At 40.7% G+C, this 20,241-nt stretch carries 17 protein-coding genes; 9 read left to right on the forward strand and 8 right to left on the reverse strand.

All coding sequences use genetic code 11. The features are described 5' to 3' along the window. The first annotated feature begins 174 nt into the window (after nucleotides 1–174). From AB4153_RS05080 to AB4153_RS05095, 4 genes are all read left to right on the forward strand, one after another. Entirely contained in the window at nucleotides 175–453 is a 279-nt protein-coding gene (locus tag AB4153_RS05080; RefSeq protein ID WP_102528118.1) for a peptidylprolyl isomerase, read from the forward strand. Between the two features lie 72 nt (nucleotides 454–525). Continuing rightward, entirely contained in the window at nucleotides 526–1,188 is a 663-nt protein-coding gene (locus tag AB4153_RS05085; RefSeq protein WP_371996564.1) for a sulfotransferase family protein, read from the forward strand. A gap of 171 nt (nucleotides 1,189–1,359) precedes the next feature. Then, entirely contained in the window at nucleotides 1,360–2,049 is a 690-nt protein-coding gene (locus AB4153_RS05090; protein WP_229370672.1) for a DUF2057 domain-containing protein, read from the forward strand. A 283-nt stretch (nucleotides 2,050–2,332) separates the two neighbouring features. Beyond that, on the forward strand, nucleotides 2,333–4,573 hold the full coding sequence (locus tag AB4153_RS05095) for a penicillin acylase family protein (protein WP_371996565.1): 2,241 nt from the start codon (nucleotides 2,333–2,335) through the stop codon (nucleotides 4,571–4,573). 97 nt (nucleotides 4,574–4,670) lie between these two features. Here the strand turns inward: AB4153_RS05095 and AB4153_RS05100 are convergent, their stop codons facing one another. Next, nucleotides 4,671–5,633 carry a TDT family transporter gene (locus AB4153_RS05100; protein WP_371996567.1) on the reverse strand — a complete coding sequence of 321 codons (963 nt, stop codon included), beginning with the start codon at nucleotides 5,631–5,633 and terminating at the stop codon, nucleotides 4,671–4,673. A gap of 230 nt (nucleotides 5,634–5,863) precedes the next feature. Here AB4153_RS05100 and AB4153_RS05105 point away from each other — a divergent pair, with 230 nt between their 5' ends. Next, a complete protein-coding gene (locus tag AB4153_RS05105) occupies nucleotides 5,864–6,763 on the forward strand; it encodes a LysR substrate-binding domain-containing protein (RefSeq protein WP_371996568.1) in 900 nt (299 codons plus the stop codon). A 40-nt stretch (nucleotides 6,764–6,803) separates the two neighbouring features. After that, a complete protein-coding gene (locus AB4153_RS05110) occupies nucleotides 6,804–7,205 on the forward strand; it encodes a thiol-disulfide oxidoreductase DCC family protein (RefSeq protein WP_371996570.1) in 402 nt (133 codons plus the stop codon). A 154-nt stretch (nucleotides 7,206–7,359) separates the two neighbouring features. Here AB4153_RS05110 and AB4153_RS05115 read toward each other — a convergent pair whose 3' ends face one another. The 4 genes from AB4153_RS05115 to AB4153_RS05130 form a co-directional block, all read right to left on the reverse strand. Continuing rightward, a complete protein-coding gene (locus AB4153_RS05115) occupies nucleotides 7,360–7,734 on the reverse strand; it encodes a hypothetical protein (protein ID WP_248954368.1) in 375 nt (124 codons plus the stop codon). A 129-nt stretch (nucleotides 7,735–7,863) separates the two neighbouring features. Next, entirely contained in the window at nucleotides 7,864–8,628 is a 765-nt protein-coding gene (locus AB4153_RS05120) for an alpha/beta fold hydrolase (protein ID WP_371996572.1), read from the reverse strand. Nucleotides 8,629–8,678: 50 nt separating this feature from the next. Then, nucleotides 8,679–9,698 (reverse strand): M14 family zinc carboxypeptidase, encoded by a 1,020-nt coding sequence (locus tag AB4153_RS05125; protein ID WP_303514936.1) that lies wholly within the window; start codon nucleotides 9,696–9,698, stop codon nucleotides 8,679–8,681. 125 nt (nucleotides 9,699–9,823) lie between these two features. After that, nucleotides 9,824–10,261, reverse strand: a complete 438-nt coding sequence (locus AB4153_RS05130) for a PACE efflux transporter (protein WP_248954365.1) — start codon at nucleotides 10,259–10,261, stop codon at nucleotides 9,824–9,826. Between the two features lie 155 nt (nucleotides 10,262–10,416). Between AB4153_RS05130 and AB4153_RS05135 the strand changes: the two genes are divergently transcribed. After that, complete coding sequence (locus AB4153_RS05135) at nucleotides 10,417–11,331, forward strand: LysR family transcriptional regulator (RefSeq protein WP_371996574.1); 915 nt, start codon at nucleotides 10,417–10,419, stop codon at nucleotides 11,329–11,331. Between the two features lie 160 nt (nucleotides 11,332–11,491). Then, a complete protein-coding gene (locus AB4153_RS05140) occupies nucleotides 11,492–13,561 on the forward strand; it encodes a TonB-dependent receptor (RefSeq protein ID WP_371996576.1) in 2,070 nt (689 codons plus the stop codon). 189 nt (nucleotides 13,562–13,750) lie between these two features. On the opposite strand, the gene AB4153_RS05145 is transcribed toward AB4153_RS05140, so the two are convergent. Beyond that, entirely contained in the window at nucleotides 13,751–14,299 is a 549-nt protein-coding gene (locus AB4153_RS05145; RefSeq protein WP_371996577.1) for a response regulator transcription factor, read from the reverse strand. After that, complete coding sequence (locus tag AB4153_RS05150; protein ID WP_371996579.1) at nucleotides 14,292–15,551, reverse strand: sensor histidine kinase; 1,260 nt, start codon at nucleotides 15,549–15,551, stop codon at nucleotides 14,292–14,294. The genes AB4153_RS05145 and AB4153_RS05150 overlap by 8 nt, the downstream gene beginning before the upstream one ends. A 457-nt stretch (nucleotides 15,552–16,008) precedes the next feature. Between AB4153_RS05150 and AB4153_RS05155 the strand changes: the two genes are divergently transcribed. Further along, nucleotides 16,009–17,925 carry a bifunctional diguanylate cyclase/phosphodiesterase gene (locus AB4153_RS05155; protein ID WP_102528131.1) on the forward strand — a complete coding sequence of 639 codons (1,917 nt, stop codon included), beginning with the start codon at nucleotides 16,009–16,011 and terminating at the stop codon, nucleotides 17,923–17,925. Nucleotides 17,926–18,282: 357 nt separating this feature from the next. Here the strand turns inward: AB4153_RS05155 and AB4153_RS05160 are convergent, their stop codons facing one another. Continuing rightward, nucleotides 18,283–19,749: a carbon starvation protein A gene (locus AB4153_RS05160; RefSeq protein ID WP_229370688.1), complete on the reverse strand. Its 1,467-nt coding sequence runs from the start codon at nucleotides 19,747–19,749 to the stop codon at nucleotides 18,283–18,285. Between the last annotated feature and the right edge of the window lie 492 nt (nucleotides 19,750–20,241).

Raw genomic sequence — 20,241 nt, forward strand, 5'->3', positions numbered from 1 at the left:
AGTTTGCAAAAATTCATCCTTCATATTAACCCATATCACGCTGTTATAACGAATACGTAAGCTATATAAACTCAGATTAATCACAAAAAATCATCATCGCCCCCAACTGCTACTCTGGCTTGCAAGTTATGATTCACGTTATAATTAGCGGCTATATTATTGGAGAGTATCAACATGGCCAGAACTGCGGCTGCATTGCACATTTTAGTTAAACATAGACAGCAAGCTGAAGATTTAATCAAGCAACTAGAGAAAGGCGCTAAGTTTGACGTACTCGCCAAAAAGCACTCTTCATGCCCTTCTGGTAAAAGTGGCGGTAACCTCGGTGAGTTCAAAAAAGGCCAAATGGTGCCTCCGTTCGACAAAGTCTGCTTTACCGGCGAACTAATCACTCCCCATCTTGTAAAAACCAAATTCGGTTGGCATGTGATTAAAGTCTTATACCGCACTTAAATTGAACAAATTATTTAAAATAAATAGTTGAATCTAAGCACTCACACCAATTTAAGGCTCTATCTAGCTTCTATGAATAAAGTTTTTATTATCGGCCTTCCAAGAACAGGCACCACCAGCGTCAGTGTCGCCTTGTTAGAGCATGGTTTTAAGGTTGCACATATTGGGCTAACTAAAAAAGCCTTTGAAGTGGCTGATGTGGTTTCTGATGTGCCTTGTTTTTGTGATTACCCGCAATTAGATAAGATTTTCCCTGGATCCAAATTCATCTATATCGATCGTCCTATACAGCCTTGGATTAATTCAATTCAAATGCTGCTGACAAAAATGGTGCCTAATCTGGCCGATAAAACAGGTACCTTTCACCCCATTTTGAAGCGGTGTTTTAAGCAGACTTTCGGCGACTTAAGTGCCGACGATTTACTGGACGAGGCTCGCTTAAAGCAATGTTATTTATCTCATCAGCAAGCTGTATACCGTTACTTTGCTGACAGAGATGATTTACTGACGATTAAGCTTAATGAACCAAATAGCTTACACACTTTATTGCGCTTTATTGGTGTCAGTGACAACGTCATTGCTGACAATAACACTACAGATTTCCCTGTATTAAATGTCGGCAGTCATGTGGCAAGCTGGGGCGAGTATAAACACCCAAACAAAGTAAATACCAATTTAGCAGGTGTTGAACACCGTAAGTTCTTTGATTATCAAAAGTTAGGTTTAATGGGTTAGCAACAAGGCTTGATCAATTAAAAACAAGTCCTCTGCATTATGTAACTCTTGTTAGGTTTGCTATAACTTAATCTTGCATACTTGGCTGTTCGTGAATGCAGGTAATCCCATAAACATCAAAGTCGCAGCAATCAGTGTTATGAAGCGGCCCTTAGCTCTAATGAGAATAAAATGAACTCAAAATCCTTATTTTTTAGCCTATTACTATTAACCCTTACTCCATTAGCATATGCTGCCAGCGTGTTAGAGCTCCCAACAAGTGTTGAAGTTAAAGTGCTCAATGGCCAAGTTTATAGCGGTGATAGAGATATAAAGCTTTCTGAAGGTGAAAACCAAATTGTATTTAATTATGTGGTCAACTATCGCGATAATGGCATGCAAACCCAATTTAACTCCAATGCTGTAGTGTTAACGTTTAATGCTCAGAATGACCGATATGAGTTAACGTTGCCAACAATTCGCAATAAAAATGCTGCCAACAAGTTCAATAAAACCCCCAGTATGACTCTCACCAACAAGCAAGGAAGTACTGTTTCTTTTCAAAGTGAAGCTTTGATTAAAGCTGGCTTACAAATTGGTCGTGATTACCCAGAAGAAATGATTGCCTACAACCAAGCTGGCCACATTGCTTCAGTGCCACGTTTCGCACCTGCCGCTCAGGTAGCAGTAGTACCTATTGCCGCAACGGCGGCGTCAGCTCCACCTATCAATCATCCAGCTGAACCTGTCACACCAAACCTTGCCGTTAAACCTAAAACCATTGCTGAAGATCAAGCCGAAATCGGCGAAATGCTTGATTACTGGTATAACAAAGCTAATGATGACACCAAGGCGAAATTTAAAGCCAAAATCAATCAATAAACCTAATTTAAGCCAACTCAAAACAAGTGCAGTTAGCTCAAACTCAGCGATGCAGAGCTAACTGATTCATTTTTATTTGCTTTTATCTGTAAAACTTCAAAAACTACTTTTAACATTTCAATAACCTTGGTTATGATAGGCAGGTCACTCCAATGGGTAATTAAACATGTCAGTCAGCCTTAATAAGGTTTTACAATCCAAGATAACCAAATACACACTTGCCTCGCTGCTTTTGTTTTCTTCAGCCATTATTTTAGCCGTATACTGCGTGTTAAGGCTGAGTATGCCAAGTCTATCCAACACTATTATCAGTGAAGATATTTCAGCACCAGTCACCATTGAGCGTGATACCTTAGGTACAGCAATCATAACGGCTAATAGTCGCATTGATGCCTCTTACGCCATCGGCTACGCCCATAGCCAAGACCGCTTTTTTCAAATGGATTTACTGCGTAGAAACTCAGCGGGCGAACTTTCTGAAATCTTCGGTAAAGCTGCATTAGACCTAGATAAGAGTCGCCGTTTTCATCAGCTTAGAAAACGTGCCCAACATATTTTTGAACAACTTCCAGACCAAGATAAAGCCTCCTTAACGGCATACACAAAAGGCGTTAACCAAGCGCTTGCCGACCAAACGGTATTGTCATTTGAATATCTTTTAACAAATTCATCTCCCCGTGAGTGGCATGAAACAGACAGTTTGTTAGTGATTTACAGCATGTACCTAGATTTGCAAGGCAACACGATCAAACGCGATATGGCATTAACCCAATTACAGCAAGCTTTTGGCAATGATATGCTCGCATTTTTAATCCAGCCTAGTCATCATCAAGCAGCATTAGATAATAGCCAAATAGCGCTTTACCAAGGCAGTATTCCACAACTTGAAGAACAAATTCTCATTAGCGCGATAAATCAAGATATTGAAGAGCCAGTAGAAGTGGGCAGTAATAACTGGGCAGTGACTAGCCAATTAACAGGTACTGGTCGCGCCATGTTATCTGATGACATGCACTTATCTTTTGCTGTGCCGATTATTTGGTATCGCGCTCAACTCAACTACCCTAGCACTCATCGCTCAGATGCAGATAAATCAAATAACATAAAGCAAATTACAGGGGTATCTCTGCCTGGCGCACCCGCCATTGTTGTTGGCTCTAACGGAAAGTTAGCTTGGGGCTTTACCAACAGTTATATCGATACTGCAGATTGGATAGAGATCAGCTCAGACACTGAAATAGAACTTGAGTACGAACCCATTGATTTACCCGAAGGCCAAGTTAATTATACCGTTCAAGTATCCAAATATGGCCCAGTCAAAACTGTTGCCGGTATCGACTATGCCTTATCTTGGGTCGGACATACTGATTATGCCGTTAACATGGCATTGTTATCTTTAGAGAATGCACAAAGTGTTGAGCAAGCAACGGAGCTGGCTACACAAATCGGCATTCCAGCGCAAAATATGCTGTTAGCAGATGCTCAAGGGAACGCCGGCTGGAAAATCGCAGGAGCAGTTCCTGCACGTGATAATCCTTCCGATACAGCCCAATCCACTAATGGTTATCAACAAGATAATTGGCAGCAAAAACAAGCAGTAATGCCTGAAATGATTAATCCTGACAATCATCGTATCTGGACTGCTAATTCAAGAGTTTTATCTGCTGAAGCGCAATTAAGATATGGCGATGGCGGCTATGCCCTTGGCGCTCGCGCCGCGCAAATCCGCGACCGATTACTGGCTAAAAATAACTTTACTGAAGATGATTTTTATCAGTTACAACTGGATAATGAAGCGCGATTTTTAGCGCCTTGGCAGCAATATTTACTTTTGGTGCTCAGTGAGCAACCTGTGTTATTTGCTGAAGATATTAAACATATTTCCAGTTGGGGCGAGTGTGCCTGTGCTGACTCTGTGGGTTATACCCTCGTTAGAAAATTTAGAACTGCGTTAATCGATCAAACCTTTGCTCCTATTGAAACCGAGCTGAAACAGCGTAGTAGTGGCTTATCGGCTATCAAGCGTTATTTAGAAACACCTATGTGGCAAATATTGAATCAGCAACCAGCAACATGGCTACCTAAAAATCATGCTAATTGGCAATCCTTTGCTGTCTCGGCTTATCAAGATTCCACTGCAGCTTTACTTAAAAAACATAGTCCAAAGAAAAAACTAACCGATTTACGCTGGGGCAAGGTCAACCAACTGACCATTCAACATCCCTTTTCGAAACAATTGCCGCAATTAAGTCGTTGGCTAGATATGCCTACAATTGAAGGTTTTGGAGATAGCTTTATGCCCGCTGTACAAGGTAAATCTTTTGGCGCTTCACAACGCTTTATTGTGCAACCTGGGGCTGAGCAAGATGCCATTATGTCGATACCTGGCGGTCAATCAGGTCATCCCTTGTCCCCCTATTACCGCAATGGTTATGAGCAATATGCCAAGCAAAAGCAAACGCCTTTATTACCAACTGAAATTGAACATAAATTAGTGATAAACCCTTTCGTGGATAGTCATTAAAGCAAATGGTGCTAAACCAACAAGCGCTAAAGTAAATGACAGCAAAGCCAATGACTCATTTTTATTGGCTTTGCTACACCTGCCTTAAACGTATTTTTTAAACGCTAACCTTTGTCCCACCTTGGTAGAAGTGAGCATATCGAAAAGCCACATATGCAACGACCACTGTGGCTATAGTTAACTCAACGCCAGCCAGTAACCTGACTTGTTGAACATACTCATCTGCCATGCCAATGCTTTCCATCCAGGTCACCATTTTAAATAACGCAGTGGCACCAATCACCATAGGGAACGTGAAAGCGGCATAACCTGGGCTAAATGGTAATTGCAGTAATTTAAAAAATGCCAGGTAGATTATTGCGGTCATTAACACTGCAATGCCGAACAACAACGCGATAATCACTGGAGAAGGATCCGCAGTAACCGTTATGTAACCGGCCAAGGATAAACTGGCTGGTGCGGCAAGAATAGCCAGTGTCGGTTTAGCAGCATCTGGAATTTCATGGGTAAACATAAGACGATAAATCATCATTGGTAACATAATCGCGTAAGCAAACATACCAAACACTAATGCGAGATGCGCTAAAAAAGCTAATTGAGGGTTACCTGAAAATGAAACGTCAGCAACTATAATCCCAACAGGTGGTACAAACCAACTTGGTACCATGTGATGTAATTCAAAATCCTTAGCGCGGTGATATAAGAAGCTGACTAAAAACACAATATGGAGCACTAAACCTAACAGCCATAATGCATCGCCAGCGATAGCTGAAAATTGGCCTAACGAGTTAGACACCACCATGGTTGCCATCGCAAAAGTGGGCACGACACTCCCCACCACAGGGTGCGATAAATCTTGCTTTAAGGTATGAGAATGGATTAGAAATTTAAACGTCAGTACCAATAATAATACGCTAGCTATCGCTGCACTGAGCCATTGACCTACCCCATGTAAATTGGCCAAACTTTCCCAGCTCCAACCTAGGCTTGCGATTCCTAACGCGAGCCCTGCCATAGGTGTAGGCGCCATTAATAACCTAAGTTTTGCTTTCTGAATCATAATAACCTCAAGCTAATTATTGCGATTGCTTAGCCTGATATTGCGCTATCAACCGCGAGGAATTGTTTAATTAAGGCCATAATACGCTTGCTATTTGTTTATATATATCCAACAATTTAAAACATGGGTTAATTTAAATTGAACGTATTTGTTATTACTAACCTTAATACGACTCTCAATACCAACCTCAATAAAAGCCTCAATCCGGATCCAATTAAAATGAGACAACCATGAACCCGCATATTTCTTTTAAACAGTTGAATGTCTTTAGCGCGATCACTCAACATAAGACTCTTACCGCAGCGGCTGAACATTTGTTTCTCTCAAAAGCTGCCGTCAGCATGGGGTTAGCTGAACTTGAAAAGCAGTTAGGACATCCGCTCTTTGATCGAGTGAATAATCGTTTAATACTCAATCAGGAGGGTCATAAACTGCTGCCGCTTGCGGATGAGTTAATCAACCGACTTGGCGATATCAGTCTGATGTTTAACGATGAGCAAGTCATGTCTGGGCAGCTGCGTATTGGCAGTAGTGACACTGTAGGTAACCATTTAACCCCCATAATACTCAGTGCTTTCAGGCAGCAATATCACCATGAATCACAAAGTTTGTTCGTATCAAACTCAGCACATATCTGCCAAAAACTGGTGGATTTTGAGCTAGACATTGCCCTGATTGAAGGTGAGCACCATCACCCAGATATTATCGCCATCCCTTTTAGCCAAGATGAGATGTGTGTGATTAGCTCGCCTAATCATCCTTTAGCAGCAAAAAGCATGATTGAGTTAAGCGCATTAGATAACAGTCACTGGGTATTACGAGAGCAAGGCTCAGGCTCGAGAGACTGCTTTATGCAAAATCTGGCGCCTCATATAGGGAATTGGCATACGAGTGTTGAGCTAAATACTACAGAAGCACTGATTAATTCAGTCGCTGCAGGCTTGGGGTTTGGTTGCTTATCTAATATTGCAGCGCAATATGCTTTAGAGAGCCTGCGAGTAAGTAAAATAAATGTACCTGTAGACATGCAAAGAGAGTTTTGGATATTGATCCACAAAGATAAATACCAAAATCCGCTATTAAAGCATTTTATTGAGTTTTGTGTGAAATGGGGAAATACTCAAAAGTAGATTCAATAGAGAAACACATACAACAGGGTGCTTAGGGAAAATGAAGACACAACACATAATTATCTTTGATGGCGTGTGTAACCTATGCAATGGCGCAGTCAACTTCATCATTAAACGTGACCACAAAGATGTGTTTGCTTTTTCGCCAATGCAAAGTGAAACCGCGCGAGCGTTAATGACTGAGTATCAATTGGAAAATATTGGATTTGATTCGTTTATTTTAATAAAAGAGGGAAAGTATTTACTAAGAAGTGATGCCGCGTTAGAGATAACTAAAGATCTGTCAGGGCTTTGGTTTTTATGTAGGGTATTTAAGGTGTTGCCCACTGGGTTTCGGGATTACTTTTACCGTGTTTTAGCTCACAATCGTTACCGTATCTTTGGAAAAAAAGAGACTTGTATGCTTCCTACACCTGAGCTGAAAAGTAAATTTTTAAAATAGTGGCTTTATTAAAACTAAGCGACTAAATCTCAACTACTAAATCTCAACTACTAAATCTCAACTACTAAATCTCAACTACTAAATCTCAACTACTAAATCTCAAATACTATATCTCAAATACTATATCTCAGCTAAGTAAACGAAGTTAAATCGCTTACTGAGTTTCAGCGGCTTTAACGGTTACTCGCTCCTGATTCGATAAACGAATTTGAATACCATCAACAGTGGTAATTCGCTGGGCTTCAATGTCTTTTTTACGTACTTGGTAGCTTGCCGACATGGCTTCGATTGGAGAAGATATAGTGACCTCAACAACGGTATTGTCATCATACCAAGTCCAGCCCCAGTAACTTGCAGACGCTAGCATTGACACTGCAATCATGGCGTAAATAACAATACGGCTAAAAAATGGTGAAGCATCAGCTGCAATGTATTTCTCACTGCGAGCCACTTTACTGCTTCTTCCACTGCGTAAATACGCAAAAGCGCCGGCTATTACTAAAAGCGTCACTAAAATTTGTGTCAGCACAACATCTTCCACCCGTCATTGATTAAACTCGATTATAACTAATCTAAATTAATTTAACGTTATCTAGCCCACATGACCAGTGCATGATTGAGTTGATAAGCGAATATGCATTGTGCTGGATAACAAAACCTATGATGCCGATTCAGAAATCGTATCTTGAATCAATTGTCTTATTTGATCTGGGTGGTCAAGTGTAGCGTCATGACCGCACTGTTCCACTTGCAGTAACGGGGTATGATAAAACTCCGCTAATGCTTTACTGCATTTAGGGTTCGCCAATTTGTCTTGATTAGCTCCGATAACGCTCACACGGCAATGACCAAACCAAGTGCATTGATAACGTGCGGCGGCGTAAATTTGTCTCGCACCATTAAATATACTGGTGTGCAGTTGACTGCGCATATTGCCCCAGTCGCTAATAACACTTTCGTCATGGGCTTTTGTTACTGTGGTGTAATTGAGAACACAAGACTCAATAAAGCTTAGATTAGCAGCTTTATGTCGATGCCAAATTGAACTGATTAGTGGTCTTAATTGAAAACGCTGATACCAAGGTGACAAGTTACCAGCACTGGAGTTAATCAAAACCACATGACGTACTTGTTTATGGCGTTGTCTGGCCATCTCTAAAGCAATCATGCCACCCATCGACACGCCAATGATCACTAACTCTCGGCTAAACTCTGGGTTATCGTTAAGCCCTTTATCAATTTGCTGCCAAATGTCATCGCTGTAATTACCAATCGTTAAATGACTTGGCTTTGAAGCTAAAGTCCCATTGCCAGTTGCATCAGGGGTTAATACGTCTATTCCTTCATCACGCAGCTGAGCGTCAAAACCATACCAATGACGACTATCTCGCATTAATCCACGTAATAACACCCAAGTTGCCATCAGAATACTCCTTTCTACGCCTGTGAATTAAGCTGTTGCTATCAAGATGCTTAAGGCTTTTTAGCCCAGTATCGCTCAGCGTCAGTTTGTAAACGCTCAAATTGTGCTTGGTTAATGTTTTCAAGCACATTAGCGTAAGCCGCTTCAATTAAGAACTGCATTAATACCACGTGTCGGCGTAATATTCGATGGTGTCGATGTGTTTTTTGCGGATTAAAATAACCAGAGAAATTAAAAATTTGCCGAGGATTCTTCTTTACCCATGCCCAAGAGCCCATCTCAAGCGTTAATGGAATAAAGGGATTACTACTGGGGTTTGTTTGAGCAAGATAGTCCCAAATATCACCATGAGTTTGATAAAAATGACTTTGAGGGGCCAGTTTGTAATGACCATGATGTGGGTAACCGCGATCAAATAATTGCTTTAAGTGATAAATATAGCCCATTGCTTCAAAAGGTTTACGCGTATGGGCATACGGAAACCAAATATGGTCTGACAAACCAAAACCTGAATGAGCATCTAAGGCAATAACACTGGTACTTGAGTCTTGCAATTGGTGAACATAATCCACCAGAACTTGTGTTTCAGCTTCCATCCCCTTCTTGCCCCGATACCATGGCAGCTTGTTAGTGAGCCGATGGCCCCCCACTAAAAAGGTCACTTTTTCTTCTGCATCAATAGGGGCATTACGCATTAAGTCAACATAATTACCATTGCTGCGTGAACCTTGTAAAAAGCCCACAGGATTTGCGACGGGGACAAATGCTAAACGCACTTCTTTTAATAATGCTTGTAAATGGCTATCCCAAGAAAGACGATTCAACAAACTGCCTAAAAAAGCTAATACGACTTGAGCACCAATGCGCTCAACCCCATGTACACCTCCGACAAACAACACCGTGGGGCAAGGTGCATCTTGCTTACCAAGTTCAATAGCTGTGACAGATAATGGTTCACCGCGATAATGTAAATCCAATAATGACTGGTGCCGAAATAGACCTTGATACTGAGCAATCAATCTTTTGAGAGTATCAATTTCAAAACTGTGCTCGAAGGAAAACTTTGCCATTCACCTCGTCCATTTCTAACAAATAATGATTAGGCCAGGATATAAACCTAACCCACAAATGAGACAGATTAATGACAAAAACAAGCACAGCTTTGATTGACTAAATATTACGTAGGCGCTCGATATTATTGAGTATCAAGCGCTACCGTGTTGCGATTAAGCATGACACGAGCACGAATATGATCGTATGCATAGTTATAGACATAGGCGTAAACAGTGATGAAAACTGTCACACTGATATCTAGCCAGAATGCCTCTATCAATGAAATCCCTAAAATATAAGCCATTACGGGGATAGTGAGCATTAATAAGCCTGCTTCGAAAAAACCAATATAAATCATTCGCTGAATGACAGTTCTTTGCTCTCGAGGTTCGGTGTAAAACTTATCGAAAATAATATTAAAGATGAAATTCCATCCCATGGCTATTGTCGCAATAGCTATCATAGTTCCTGAAAGGGAGGCTAACGCATAATCAGTAAATATCATCAAACCAATAACTGAACCAATAATGGCAAGAAACTCAAACAACACAGCATGAAATATGCGCTCTACTGTAGACATAACAACCTCAACTTACTTTACACATAGGATTCTGAATTAAATCGAGTTGGATTATGACCTGCATATTCACCTAACAAAAGTTAACAGCCATCACCAAAAGTGATAGCTTAATATGACTGATCCGAAGCGATGCTACACAATGAGGCGATAATTGAATGTACAGTTTAGAGCAACTAAAAATATTCATTACAGTTTGCGAAACCGGTTCTTTCTCTGCAGCGGCAAGGAAACTGCAGCGAGCGCAATCAGGCATTAGCCAAGCAATTTCTAATTTAGAAGTGAGTATTAATCAAACCTTATTTGATCGTAGTGGTAATACGCCATCACTGACCAAAGAAGGTGAAGCTTTACTCCCAGCAGTGAAAGCCCTCATGCTGCAACAACTGCATTTTGATCAAAAGATAGCCTCTTTGGAATTACAACATGAACACGAATTGATCATTGCTATCGAAGAAAGCTTAATCAGCCCTGCATTACTGAGCCAATTAGCTAAATTGGCTGATGAGTTCCCGATTACTAATATCGAGATCATCGCAGAATCAACACTGGATATTGGCCAGCTCGTCAGTAACGGTAGTGCTCATATGGGAATAGTTTATGCAGACGGGAAAATCCAAGATCAAGTTGATTTCAGCACCATTGGTTACACTCGATTCATTACACTTGCTGCCCCGAGTCACCCTTTAACCCAAATGCGCCGTATTAAAGACATTGATTTACGTCAGCACAGGCAGGTCGTACTTCGCGCCAACACAGGGCAAGAGCTGTGGTTTAGTTATGGGATTAGCTCACAGCGATGGCATGCCAATAGTCATTATCTTATGAATGAACTGACTCAACAAGGAGTCGGTTGGTCGATTCTACCTGAGGAAATGGTTACACCAGCCATAGAGGAAGGCAAACTCGTCAAGTTAGATGTTGAATACGAGCCCAATGGTTGGATTAATACAATTGACTGTTTAGCGAGTCGAAGATTACATCTTGGGCCTGTATTTCTTCGAGCGAGGGCTATTATTGAGCAATATATGCAAACCCAAAATGACAACAACATTTTTATTATGAAAAAGTAATGAGCTAATTAATGCACTGACCCAAACTTCTGTTGGTTACATTAAAATGGAATAAAGCTGAATGGCCCTGCGACATCTTGTCGCAGTTTAGGACATTCTAATTGTGTCCCCCCTAAATAACACAGAGCATTAACATACGATTCTTCAATAAAAACATAATATGAAGCTAAATTTATCTGTGTACTCTTTGTTATCTGCTTTACCTGTTGCCGCACTAAGTACCCTCTTCCACTGTAACGCTCAAGCTGATGAAATCATTGAAGTGATTAACATCAGCGGTTCAGTGGCCACGCCTATCATGCTTGTTAGCCCCAAAGATATCTCGCCAACAGTTGATATTGCGCAAGCGGTTAACGCATTACCAGGAGCTGCAGTGAATGCTAATGGGCCTTTAACCGGTATGGTTCAATATCGTGGCCTGTCTGGCGATCGTGTTAATAGTAAAATTGATGGTGCCAGTCTTGCTAGCGCAGGGCCTAATGCCATGGATACACCGCTAAGTTATGCCAGTATTAGCATGACTGAGCGAGTTGAGCTTTATCGTGGTATTGCACCTGTATCATCGGGTATTGATACATTAGGTGGCAGTGTAAACGTGATTCAAACTCAGGTTCAATTTGAGCAACACTCAGCGGAACTAGCAGGCCAATATCAAACCAATGGTGCTCGCACAGCCATTAGCGGTAAAGCTAATCTCGCTAATGATAGTCACGGTATTCTCGTCTTTGCAGATGATATGCACGGCAATGACAATAGCGAAACCGGTAATGGCAATGACATTTCACCCACCACTTATGACAAACAAGTTTTTGGCGGTCAATATCGATTTAACCTTGCGGATAATACCCGTCAAAATGAATCCATAGGCATTAACTATCTGCATAGTGAAACCACAGATGCAGGCACACCCGCATTACCAATGGACATTGATTTCATTCGTACTGATAGAGTTAAATTCGATGGTATACACACACTCAATGATTGGGAAATTAACTGGCATCTGGCGTACAGCGACGCCCGTCATGGTATGGATAACTTTTCTGAACGCAATTTAATGCCATCTATGGGCGCACGTTACAACAACGCTGATAGCACTAGTTATGATGCCCACTTTTCAATAAGTAACGAGCAATGGCAATGGGGAGTAGACAGCCAGTTAAGTGAACATGATTCTGTGATTACCAATCCTGAAAATCCAATGTTTTTAGTCGATAATTTTTCTGGCGTCAGTGATGATAAATACAGCGCCTTTGTGCACTGGCAGCAGGCCTTTAATGCTTGGCATTGGGAGCTTGGAGCTCGGGTTAAATATTACCAATCCGATGCAGAGCAAGTCAGTCACTCTATGGCGATGATAGTGCCTGCAGTTAATGTGTTGATGCAAAGGTTTAATAACGCCGATCGCGCGCAATCGGAAACCGGCATTGATGCAGTAATTAATGGCCGTTATCAAGTGAGCCCACAGCTTAGTTGGATTATGGGTTTTGCACATAAGCAGTCACCTGCCAGTTATCAGCAACGCTATTTGTGGGTCCCCATGCAGTCAACGGGTGGTTTAGCTGATGGGCGCACTTATGTCGGTGATCTGTCATTAGCATTAGAAACCGCTTATCAGTTTGAACTTGGCGCTGATTATCACGCAGATAAACTCACGATTAGCCCACGGGTTTTCTATCATCAAATTGATGATTACATTCAAGGCATTCCTTCCACTGATCCTGCGGTGATTATGGCTGCGGCAATGATGGGCGACAGTAACCCAATGCAATTTGCCAACGTTGATGCAGCCCTAATGGGCATAGATATCAACGCCAATTATCAACTCAATGATGAATTTTCTTTTGATATGTTAGCGAACTACATCAGCGGCGAACGTAAAGACATTGATGATAATCTCTACCGTATTGCGCCACCTAAAATATTGCTAGGCATAAACTATCAACACAATGGCTGGCGTGCACGCATGGAAGCTGTGGGGTTCAGTGCACAAAACAATGTCTCAAGCACCCAGTTAGAGCAAACGACATCAGGCTATGGCTTGTTCAATGCTTCAGTGGGCTATGACGCTGATACTTGGGGGCTTCAAGCGGGTGTAGATAATCTATTTGATACTGAATATGAGGATCACTTAGCGGGATATAACCGTGTTATGTGGGGCGATTTAATGCCAGGCGAGCGTATGCCTGGTGTCGGGCTACAAGCTTGGGTAACGGGCGAGTATCGTTTCTAAGCACAGTGTTATTAGCACAGTGTTATTAGCACCGTATTATTAGCACAGTGTTATTAGCTTAGGGTTATTAGCTTAGGGTTACTAGCTTTGGGTCAAACTCCTGCTAACTCAAGGTATCATGAACATTAAGGCCTCATTGAATGAGGCTTTAATGTTGGATGAGAGCGTAGATATGAGTTTTGGCGCGAGTTAGGCTGGACGATTATCTGCTATCGGTTTTTTAAGTAACTTACGTTGTAGCGTGCGTCGATGCATACCTAATAACCTCGCGGTTTCTGATACATTGCCATTATTGTTAGCAAGCACTTGTTGGATGTGTTCCCACTCTAACCTTTTAGGACTAATAGGTTGCTCGGTAAAATCAGCTTGAGTTTGTCCATCATCCTCAAGTTCAACATTCAATGCATTTAGTAAGGTTTGCGTATCCACAGGTTTAGCTAAATAGTTATCTGCACCGAGCCTTATCGCCTCTACTGCGGTTGCGATGCTGGCATAACCTGTCAGCAGTACCAACTTAACCTTGGGTAATAACCCCCTCAATGGCTTAATCAACGTAAGGCCATTTTGCTCAGCAATCTTCATATCCAATAAAATATGACTGGGATTAAACTGTCTGGCCATTAATAAGCCTTCACTAGCATCATTACACTGCGCGCATTCAAACCCTTGCTTAGTCAATCGCCTTGCTAACGCTGCTGACAGCGCTAAGTCATCTTCTATGATTAACAATTTATTCATCATAATTTGCTGGCAACATCACAGATGCGATAGTGCCTCCTTGGTTATGGCGTGACAAACTTAATTGACCACCTAAACGTTCAAAACTTGCATGACTAAGTAACACACCTATGCCCATGCCTTTTGGATTAGTAACCACATTATTACCCAGTTCAGACAACTCTTTTGCATTCATGCCTTTGCCGAAATCACGAATATTGAAACATAATTGTCCAGAGTCACCTGAAGTCACAGATAAAGTCACCTGCGCTTTTTGGATGTTTTCTAAACTGGCTCTCGCGCCATTTTCAATTAAGGCCAGTAACGCTGGCAACAAGCTGGTATCAGCATTCACCGCGGGATAAGCAGTTAAAGTATCGATTTCAATGGTGAGCTCAGTTTCAGGCATAAGTAATTGCACTTGCTCATGTAAGTTACTCACTAGTTTATCGATTTTTTGAGGGTAAGCTTTTTGCTGACGAATGGATTCGGTGGCCAATCTTAAATCGGCTAAAGTGGTTTCGCATCGAGTTAAAGCTTGTTGCATTTCAGGCTCAATGTCTTTTGCTGTGCCATCTTCAACAAGTTCATCAACTAGCAACCTTAAGGTGGATAAAGGCGTCGCCATTTGGTGTGCCATTTGCGCAGAGACGGTGCCTAAAGCTAACAGTTTTTCTTGACGTAATTGCGCTTCACGTAAATAGCTTAGTTGGGCATTTTTTTGTCTCACCCGCTTTGCAATATAACCAACCGTAATCGTGAGTACCAAGGCCGAAATAACAAAGTTAAACCACATACCAAGGTAGTGTGAACTCATATCCATGCCATGATGACGAATCCGATTTTCTGGCATAGTCAACATCATCAGGGTGTATAAACTGGTCGAAAGAAAGGTCAGTATCCACGGTGCCCAGCGCGGAAGTGTTACCGCACCAATAGCGACAGGTAATAACAGCAGTGATACAAAGGCGTTAGTTGCCCCACCGGTGTAAAAAAGCCAAGTAGACCAAAACAGAATATCAACGATCAGTGTTATTAATAAAATAGATGGGGTATTAATACATTGAAACCGATAGCGATAACAAAAAGCCACATACACAGCTTCAAGGAACAAGACATAACTCAGTTCATTGGGCGGACGAGTTAAATCGAATAACTCTATACCAAATAAAATCAACCCGAGTTTTAATAGCAGATTGAGTAGCCTTAGGAATGCCAATTGCTCTTTATTGCTGTTCAAACTTCCTACTATATGGCCTGTTTTTGATAACATGGATGAGAAATGCCCTTTCAACTTTATTAGTTTGAGCCATACATTTAATCATGAACTCTATTAGAAAAACGCTACACCCAACACTTATTTAAAACTAAAATGATAAAAGTATAAACTGTAACTTAAATAACATACTTCAAGTTTAAAACTATTTACACTGCGAACAACTTAAAATACAACATTAATTCAACATTCACTAAACGTTCCTTGCGTAACTAACTTCGGTTTGTAAAAACAAATAATCTCTATTACAGCAGCACATATGTTATGAAGTTATGTATCAAGTTGTATCAATGGTGTAACACAAATAACTTAACCATCTATATTTATTAGACTTTATATTTATGACTAATATTACCATTATTGTATTCGTAGATATTTAGATTTATAATTTCGCACCAGGTGAAACAAGGTTTAAACCTAGTTGTAACATCACAGCGATTCATTAAGATATTTTATGACCAAAATTTCAAAACTAATTTTTACCTTTGTCAGCTTCTTTTTGATGCTGTACGTGTTACTTGTAATTAGTTTTAATCAAGGTTTACAGGCTATTCATAGCAATAACTTTCATCATAAAATAATCGATGTAAATAATTCTGATGTCGTCAACGTCAATGCCAGCTGGGAAAAGTTTCTTTTTCTTGAAAACGATATTGTAAAATCTGAGCAATATTATTTCGCTGTATTAAATAGGGCTGAATCAAGCCTCAGTGTGATTAAAATAAAAGATGTGTTCAGTGAAATGATCATGTTCAGTAATATCCCACTTTTACTCATGGTGCTACTCGCCTACGCAATCCCTTTTTATATAAGATCAAAATCTCAAAAAAAGAATAGCGCTTCATTAGATTTTATTCGTAGTGAAACCGATAAGTTACTCGCTAATTTTAATATCGATTTACCTCAAGGTAAGCAAGCTAATACACTCTCCCAGATCAGCATCGCCCTTAATGAGCTCAATAAGCACGTAAAAGAACATAACATTCAAACTCAATTAAGCATTTACCAAGATAAACTGACAGGTCTGATTGATCGTCATGCCTATTTAGAACACCTTGAATCGCAACTGCAAAAAGCTGAACAGACAGGTTGCAAACAAGCCTTACTCTTCATCGATTTAGATGGCTTCAAACAAGTTAATGACTCTTTCGGACATAGTTTTGGTGATGAAATACTGATTCAAGTGGCTGAACGACTCACTACCGTTGTGCGTAACAATGGACTCAGTAAACTGAGCGAATCATTTGCCCTAGAACTTAATTTATCTCGCTTGGGTGGTGATGAGTTTTCTATTTTTATCGACAACATCGAAGATAACTTGCGAGCTGTAGAGGTATCTAAAAACGTCTTACAAGAAATTGAACGCGATTTCGTACTTGGCAATAAAGTGATTAAAATTGGTGCCAGTATTGGTATTGCAACCTACCCAGACAGCGCTTCAAATCCGAATGCATTATTACAAATGGCCGACGTTGCCATGTACCGTGCTAAGACTGATGGCCGCGGTATTTTCAGAGTTTACTCGCCTGAAATGGGCAGTAAAATTCGCCGTTATCATTACCTGCTCGAAGAGATTCGCTTAGCAATAGCCAGTCAAAACTTCACTTTGTCTTTTCAACCTATCGTAAATGTTGACGATTGCAGCATTGATTACTTCGAATCGCTGGTACGCTGGAACCACCCGGTGGAAGGCCCTATTTCACCCGCTGAATTTATTCCTATTGCCGAAGACTCAAACCTCATCATTGAACTAGGAAATTGGATACTATTTGAAGCCTGTCGCCAAATGTCAGCTTGGCATAACGCAGGAATGAACAAAGTCAGAATGTCAGTCAATATCTCTGGCGTACAATTAAAGTACTTACCTATTTATGACTGGGTTATGGACACCTTAACTAAAACAGGTTTACCACCAAGTGCCTTATTACTTGAGATAACTGAGTCTTGCCTTTTCCATGCCTCCGAAAAGATTATTCAAGATTTGGAAAATCTACGTAAAGAAGGGGTATTAATTGCCATTGATGATTTTGGTACGGGTTTCAGCTCATTATCCACCCTTGCTAACTTACCTGTGGATGTGATTAAAATTGATAAGTTGTTTATCGACCAAGCCACAATTAACCCTAAGTACGAAAAAATATTAAATTCAATCAGTGGCTTAGGAAAAACATTAAACCTCAAAGTCGTGGCTGAAGGGGTTGAAGTTGCCTCGCAGTTTGAATTGATCAAAAACCTTGGTATTCACTGCGTCCAAGGTTATTTAATTAGTCGCCCTGAATCTTCCTATGACGTCGGCAATAAGGTGATTAAGAACAATTTAAATCATATTGCGTTGACTGGTACAGGCGTCTGCTCACCATCTAAGTCATGATACATGGGTGACAACCTCACCCTGCCTCTTTAATCAATGCTCAATGCTCAATGCTCAAATTTAAATTATTATCCTTTATAGGCAAGAATGTAGTAAGTTGCTCGCTTTTGCCGTTCAAGCCCAATTGTCCGCCAAGTTGTTCCCTAAAAGCCGAATTAATTCCCAGACTACGCAATCACTCGTTAAAGAGTATTGTTTAATCTCTAACTCATCAGTGATTCAATCGCTTTTTATTGATTCACAACTAACTGCAGCTGATTGCGACTAACGGTTCATTCTTATCTCGATTTTACTTGTTGTAAATATCAGCAACAAAAAAGGACTGCTAATGCAGTCCTTTTTGATTATAGCTAACGCTTATTGAGTCACAGCTTTTCGCTTGTTATGGGCGATGATAAGCCCAATTAAGCAGACAATTCCAGTTGCGATACCAACAGGCTGACTTAACGACTGAGGCAAGCCTAAACCAATACCTGCTGTCATAATGTAAGACACGGTGACACAGGTACCAATAATCGCCGGCAAACTCACAATCCAATGGAAAGTACCACGGTCAAATAAGTACTTAGTGGCTAACCATAAAACACTGGTTGAAAGCAGCATGTTTGAGAAAGCGAAATAGCGCCAAATCAAAGAGAAATCAATTTTAGTCATAAAGTAAGCAATGATTAAAATTGGAATCGCAACTAATAGACGGTTACGCATGCTTTGAGGAATATTAAACGCATCGATAATTGTTAGACGCAGTGAACGGAAAGCGGTATCACCTGACGTAATAGGGAAAATAGCTACGGCGATAATCGCCATAATGCCACCCGCAACACCTAGGTAAGTACTGGCAACTTGGTTAACGACCAAACCTGGACCACCAGCATCAAGAATACTTTTCAGCTCAACATAACCACCAGGGAAAGCAGCAATACCCGCTAGTGCCCATACACATGCCACAATACCTTCAGACATCATTGCACCGTAATACACAGGGCGCACGTATTTCTCGTTCGTCAAACAACGCGCCATAATTGGCGCCTGAGTAGAATGAAAACCACTAATTGCACCACAGGTAATAGTTACAAATAGTAATGGCCAAACAGGTAGCCCATCAGGGTTTGGCGCTAATAAATCATTGTTGTAATGGCTGTGGTCAAAGTAAGCAAATATATCGCCAACTTCAGGTAACTGTGGCGCACTAATTAATAAAGCAACTGCGATAGAGGTTGTCATCACAATCATCAATAAACCAAAAATAGGATAAAGCTTGGTAATGATTTTATCGATAGGCAATAACGTTGCTAAGAAGTAGTAAGCCAAGATTAATACAACCCAAAATACGTTATTAGCAAAAATGGTCCCTTCAAAGTATTCGAGATTACTCAGAAGACCTGCTGGACTCATAATGAAAACAACACCGACGAAGAACAGTAACATCGCAGTGAAAATCAGCATCACGCCTTTAAAGTAGATATTAAAATAGTGACCTGCGATTTCAGGCAAACTTTTACCATCTTCTTTGATACTTAGCACACCAGAGAAGTAATCGTGAACAGCACCGCCAATAATATTACCAAGCACAATCCATACTAATGCGATTGGGCCATATAACGCACCAAGAATTGGACCAAAAATTGGACCGACACCTGCAACATTAAGGAATTGAATCAGATACGCTTTAACAGGATGAACTTCGACATAATCGACACCGTCCTCAAAACGTTTTTGTGGTGTTTTTGCGTTGGGGTCAATGCCTGCTTGACGCTCTACGAAAGGACTGTAGAACTTGTAAGCGAGGATTAACAACGCAATACAAATAAAGAAAATTAACATTTTTTATAGTCATCCATACTTGGTAGGGTATTTGAATAGCATTGAGTGTCATTCACTTAGTGTCATTGGTCAAGCAACTGCCTATTATACCAAAGTAGGGGTTGCCAGCCTCAAAGCACTACTGCAGGTGAAATGTTGATGGGGTGTAAACATCTCTGCCCTGCGATATTTCAATTAAAGGATAAAAAGGAGCGGCTTACGCTAGTATTCAGGTTTTACCCAGCGAATTGAGTCACTTGGTGAGTTTTTGTACAAAACAAAAACCAGCCATTGTTAACAAAAATTTCTTGCAAAACAGTTAATTCTAGCCCGCTGATACAAATATTTAATCCTGTTAATTAATATTAAAAAGTTAGAGCAAGCTCTAATTTCTCTCACACGAATGCCCTTTGTTATCACTTTAAATGAATTTATATATCCGCTATGGGTTTAAGCTTGAATTCACAAGGCAATGCATATGAAATCACCTAAAACTAGCACTAGCACTAGCAC

This window comes from Shewanella sp. 10N.286.52.E4 (genome assembly GCF_041468785.1).
In the GTDB taxonomy this organism is placed as follows: Bacteria; Pseudomonadota; Gammaproteobacteria; order Enterobacterales; family Shewanellaceae; genus Shewanella; species Shewanella electrodiphila.

Coding starts and splice junctions, on each gene's coding strand:
- AB4153_RS05080 (WP_102528118.1), top strand. CDS start 175: ATGGCCAGAACTGCGGCTGCATTGCACATTTTAGTTAAACATAGACAG.
- AB4153_RS05085 (WP_371996564.1), top strand. CDS start 526: ATGAATAAAGTTTTTATTATCGGCCTTCCAAGAACAGGCACCACCAGC.
- AB4153_RS05090 (WP_229370672.1), top strand. CDS start 1,360: ATGAACTCAAAATCCTTATTTTTTAGCCTATTACTATTAACCCTTACT.
- AB4153_RS05095 (WP_371996565.1), top strand. CDS start 2,333: ATGCCAAGTCTATCCAACACTATTATCAGTGAAGATATTTCAGCACCA.
- AB4153_RS05100 (WP_371996567.1), bottom strand. CDS start 5,633: ATGATTCAGAAAGCAAAACTTAGGTTATTAATGGCGCCTACACCTATG.
- AB4153_RS05105 (WP_371996568.1), top strand. CDS start 5,864: ATGAACCCGCATATTTCTTTTAAACAGTTGAATGTCTTTAGCGCGATC.
- AB4153_RS05110 (WP_371996570.1), top strand. CDS start 6,804: ATGAAGACACAACACATAATTATCTTTGATGGCGTGTGTAACCTATGC.
- AB4153_RS05120 (WP_371996572.1), bottom strand. CDS start 8,628: ATGGCAACTTGGGTGTTATTACGTGGATTAATGCGAGATAGTCGTCAT.
- AB4153_RS05125 (WP_303514936.1), bottom strand. CDS start 9,698: ATGGCAAAGTTTTCCTTCGAGCACAGTTTTGAAATTGATACTCTCAAA.
- AB4153_RS05130 (WP_248954365.1), bottom strand. CDS start 10,261: ATGTCTACAGTAGAGCGCATATTTCATGCTGTGTTGTTTGAGTTTCTT.
- AB4153_RS05135 (WP_371996574.1), top strand. CDS start 10,417: ATGTACAGTTTAGAGCAACTAAAAATATTCATTACAGTTTGCGAAACC.
- AB4153_RS05140 (WP_371996576.1), top strand. CDS start 11,492: ATGAAGCTAAATTTATCTGTGTACTCTTTGTTATCTGCTTTACCTGTT.
- AB4153_RS05145 (WP_371996577.1), bottom strand. CDS start 14,299: ATGAATAAATTGTTAATCATAGAAGATGACTTAGCGCTGTCAGCAGCG.
- AB4153_RS05150 (WP_371996579.1), bottom strand. CDS start 15,551: ATGTTATCAAAAACAGGCCATATAGTAGGAAGTTTGAACAGCAATAAA.
- AB4153_RS05155 (WP_102528131.1), top strand. CDS start 16,009: ATGACCAAAATTTCAAAACTAATTTTTACCTTTGTCAGCTTCTTTTTG.
- AB4153_RS05160 (WP_229370688.1), bottom strand. CDS start 19,749: ATGTTAATTTTCTTTATTTGTATTGCGTTGTTAATCCTCGCTTACAAG.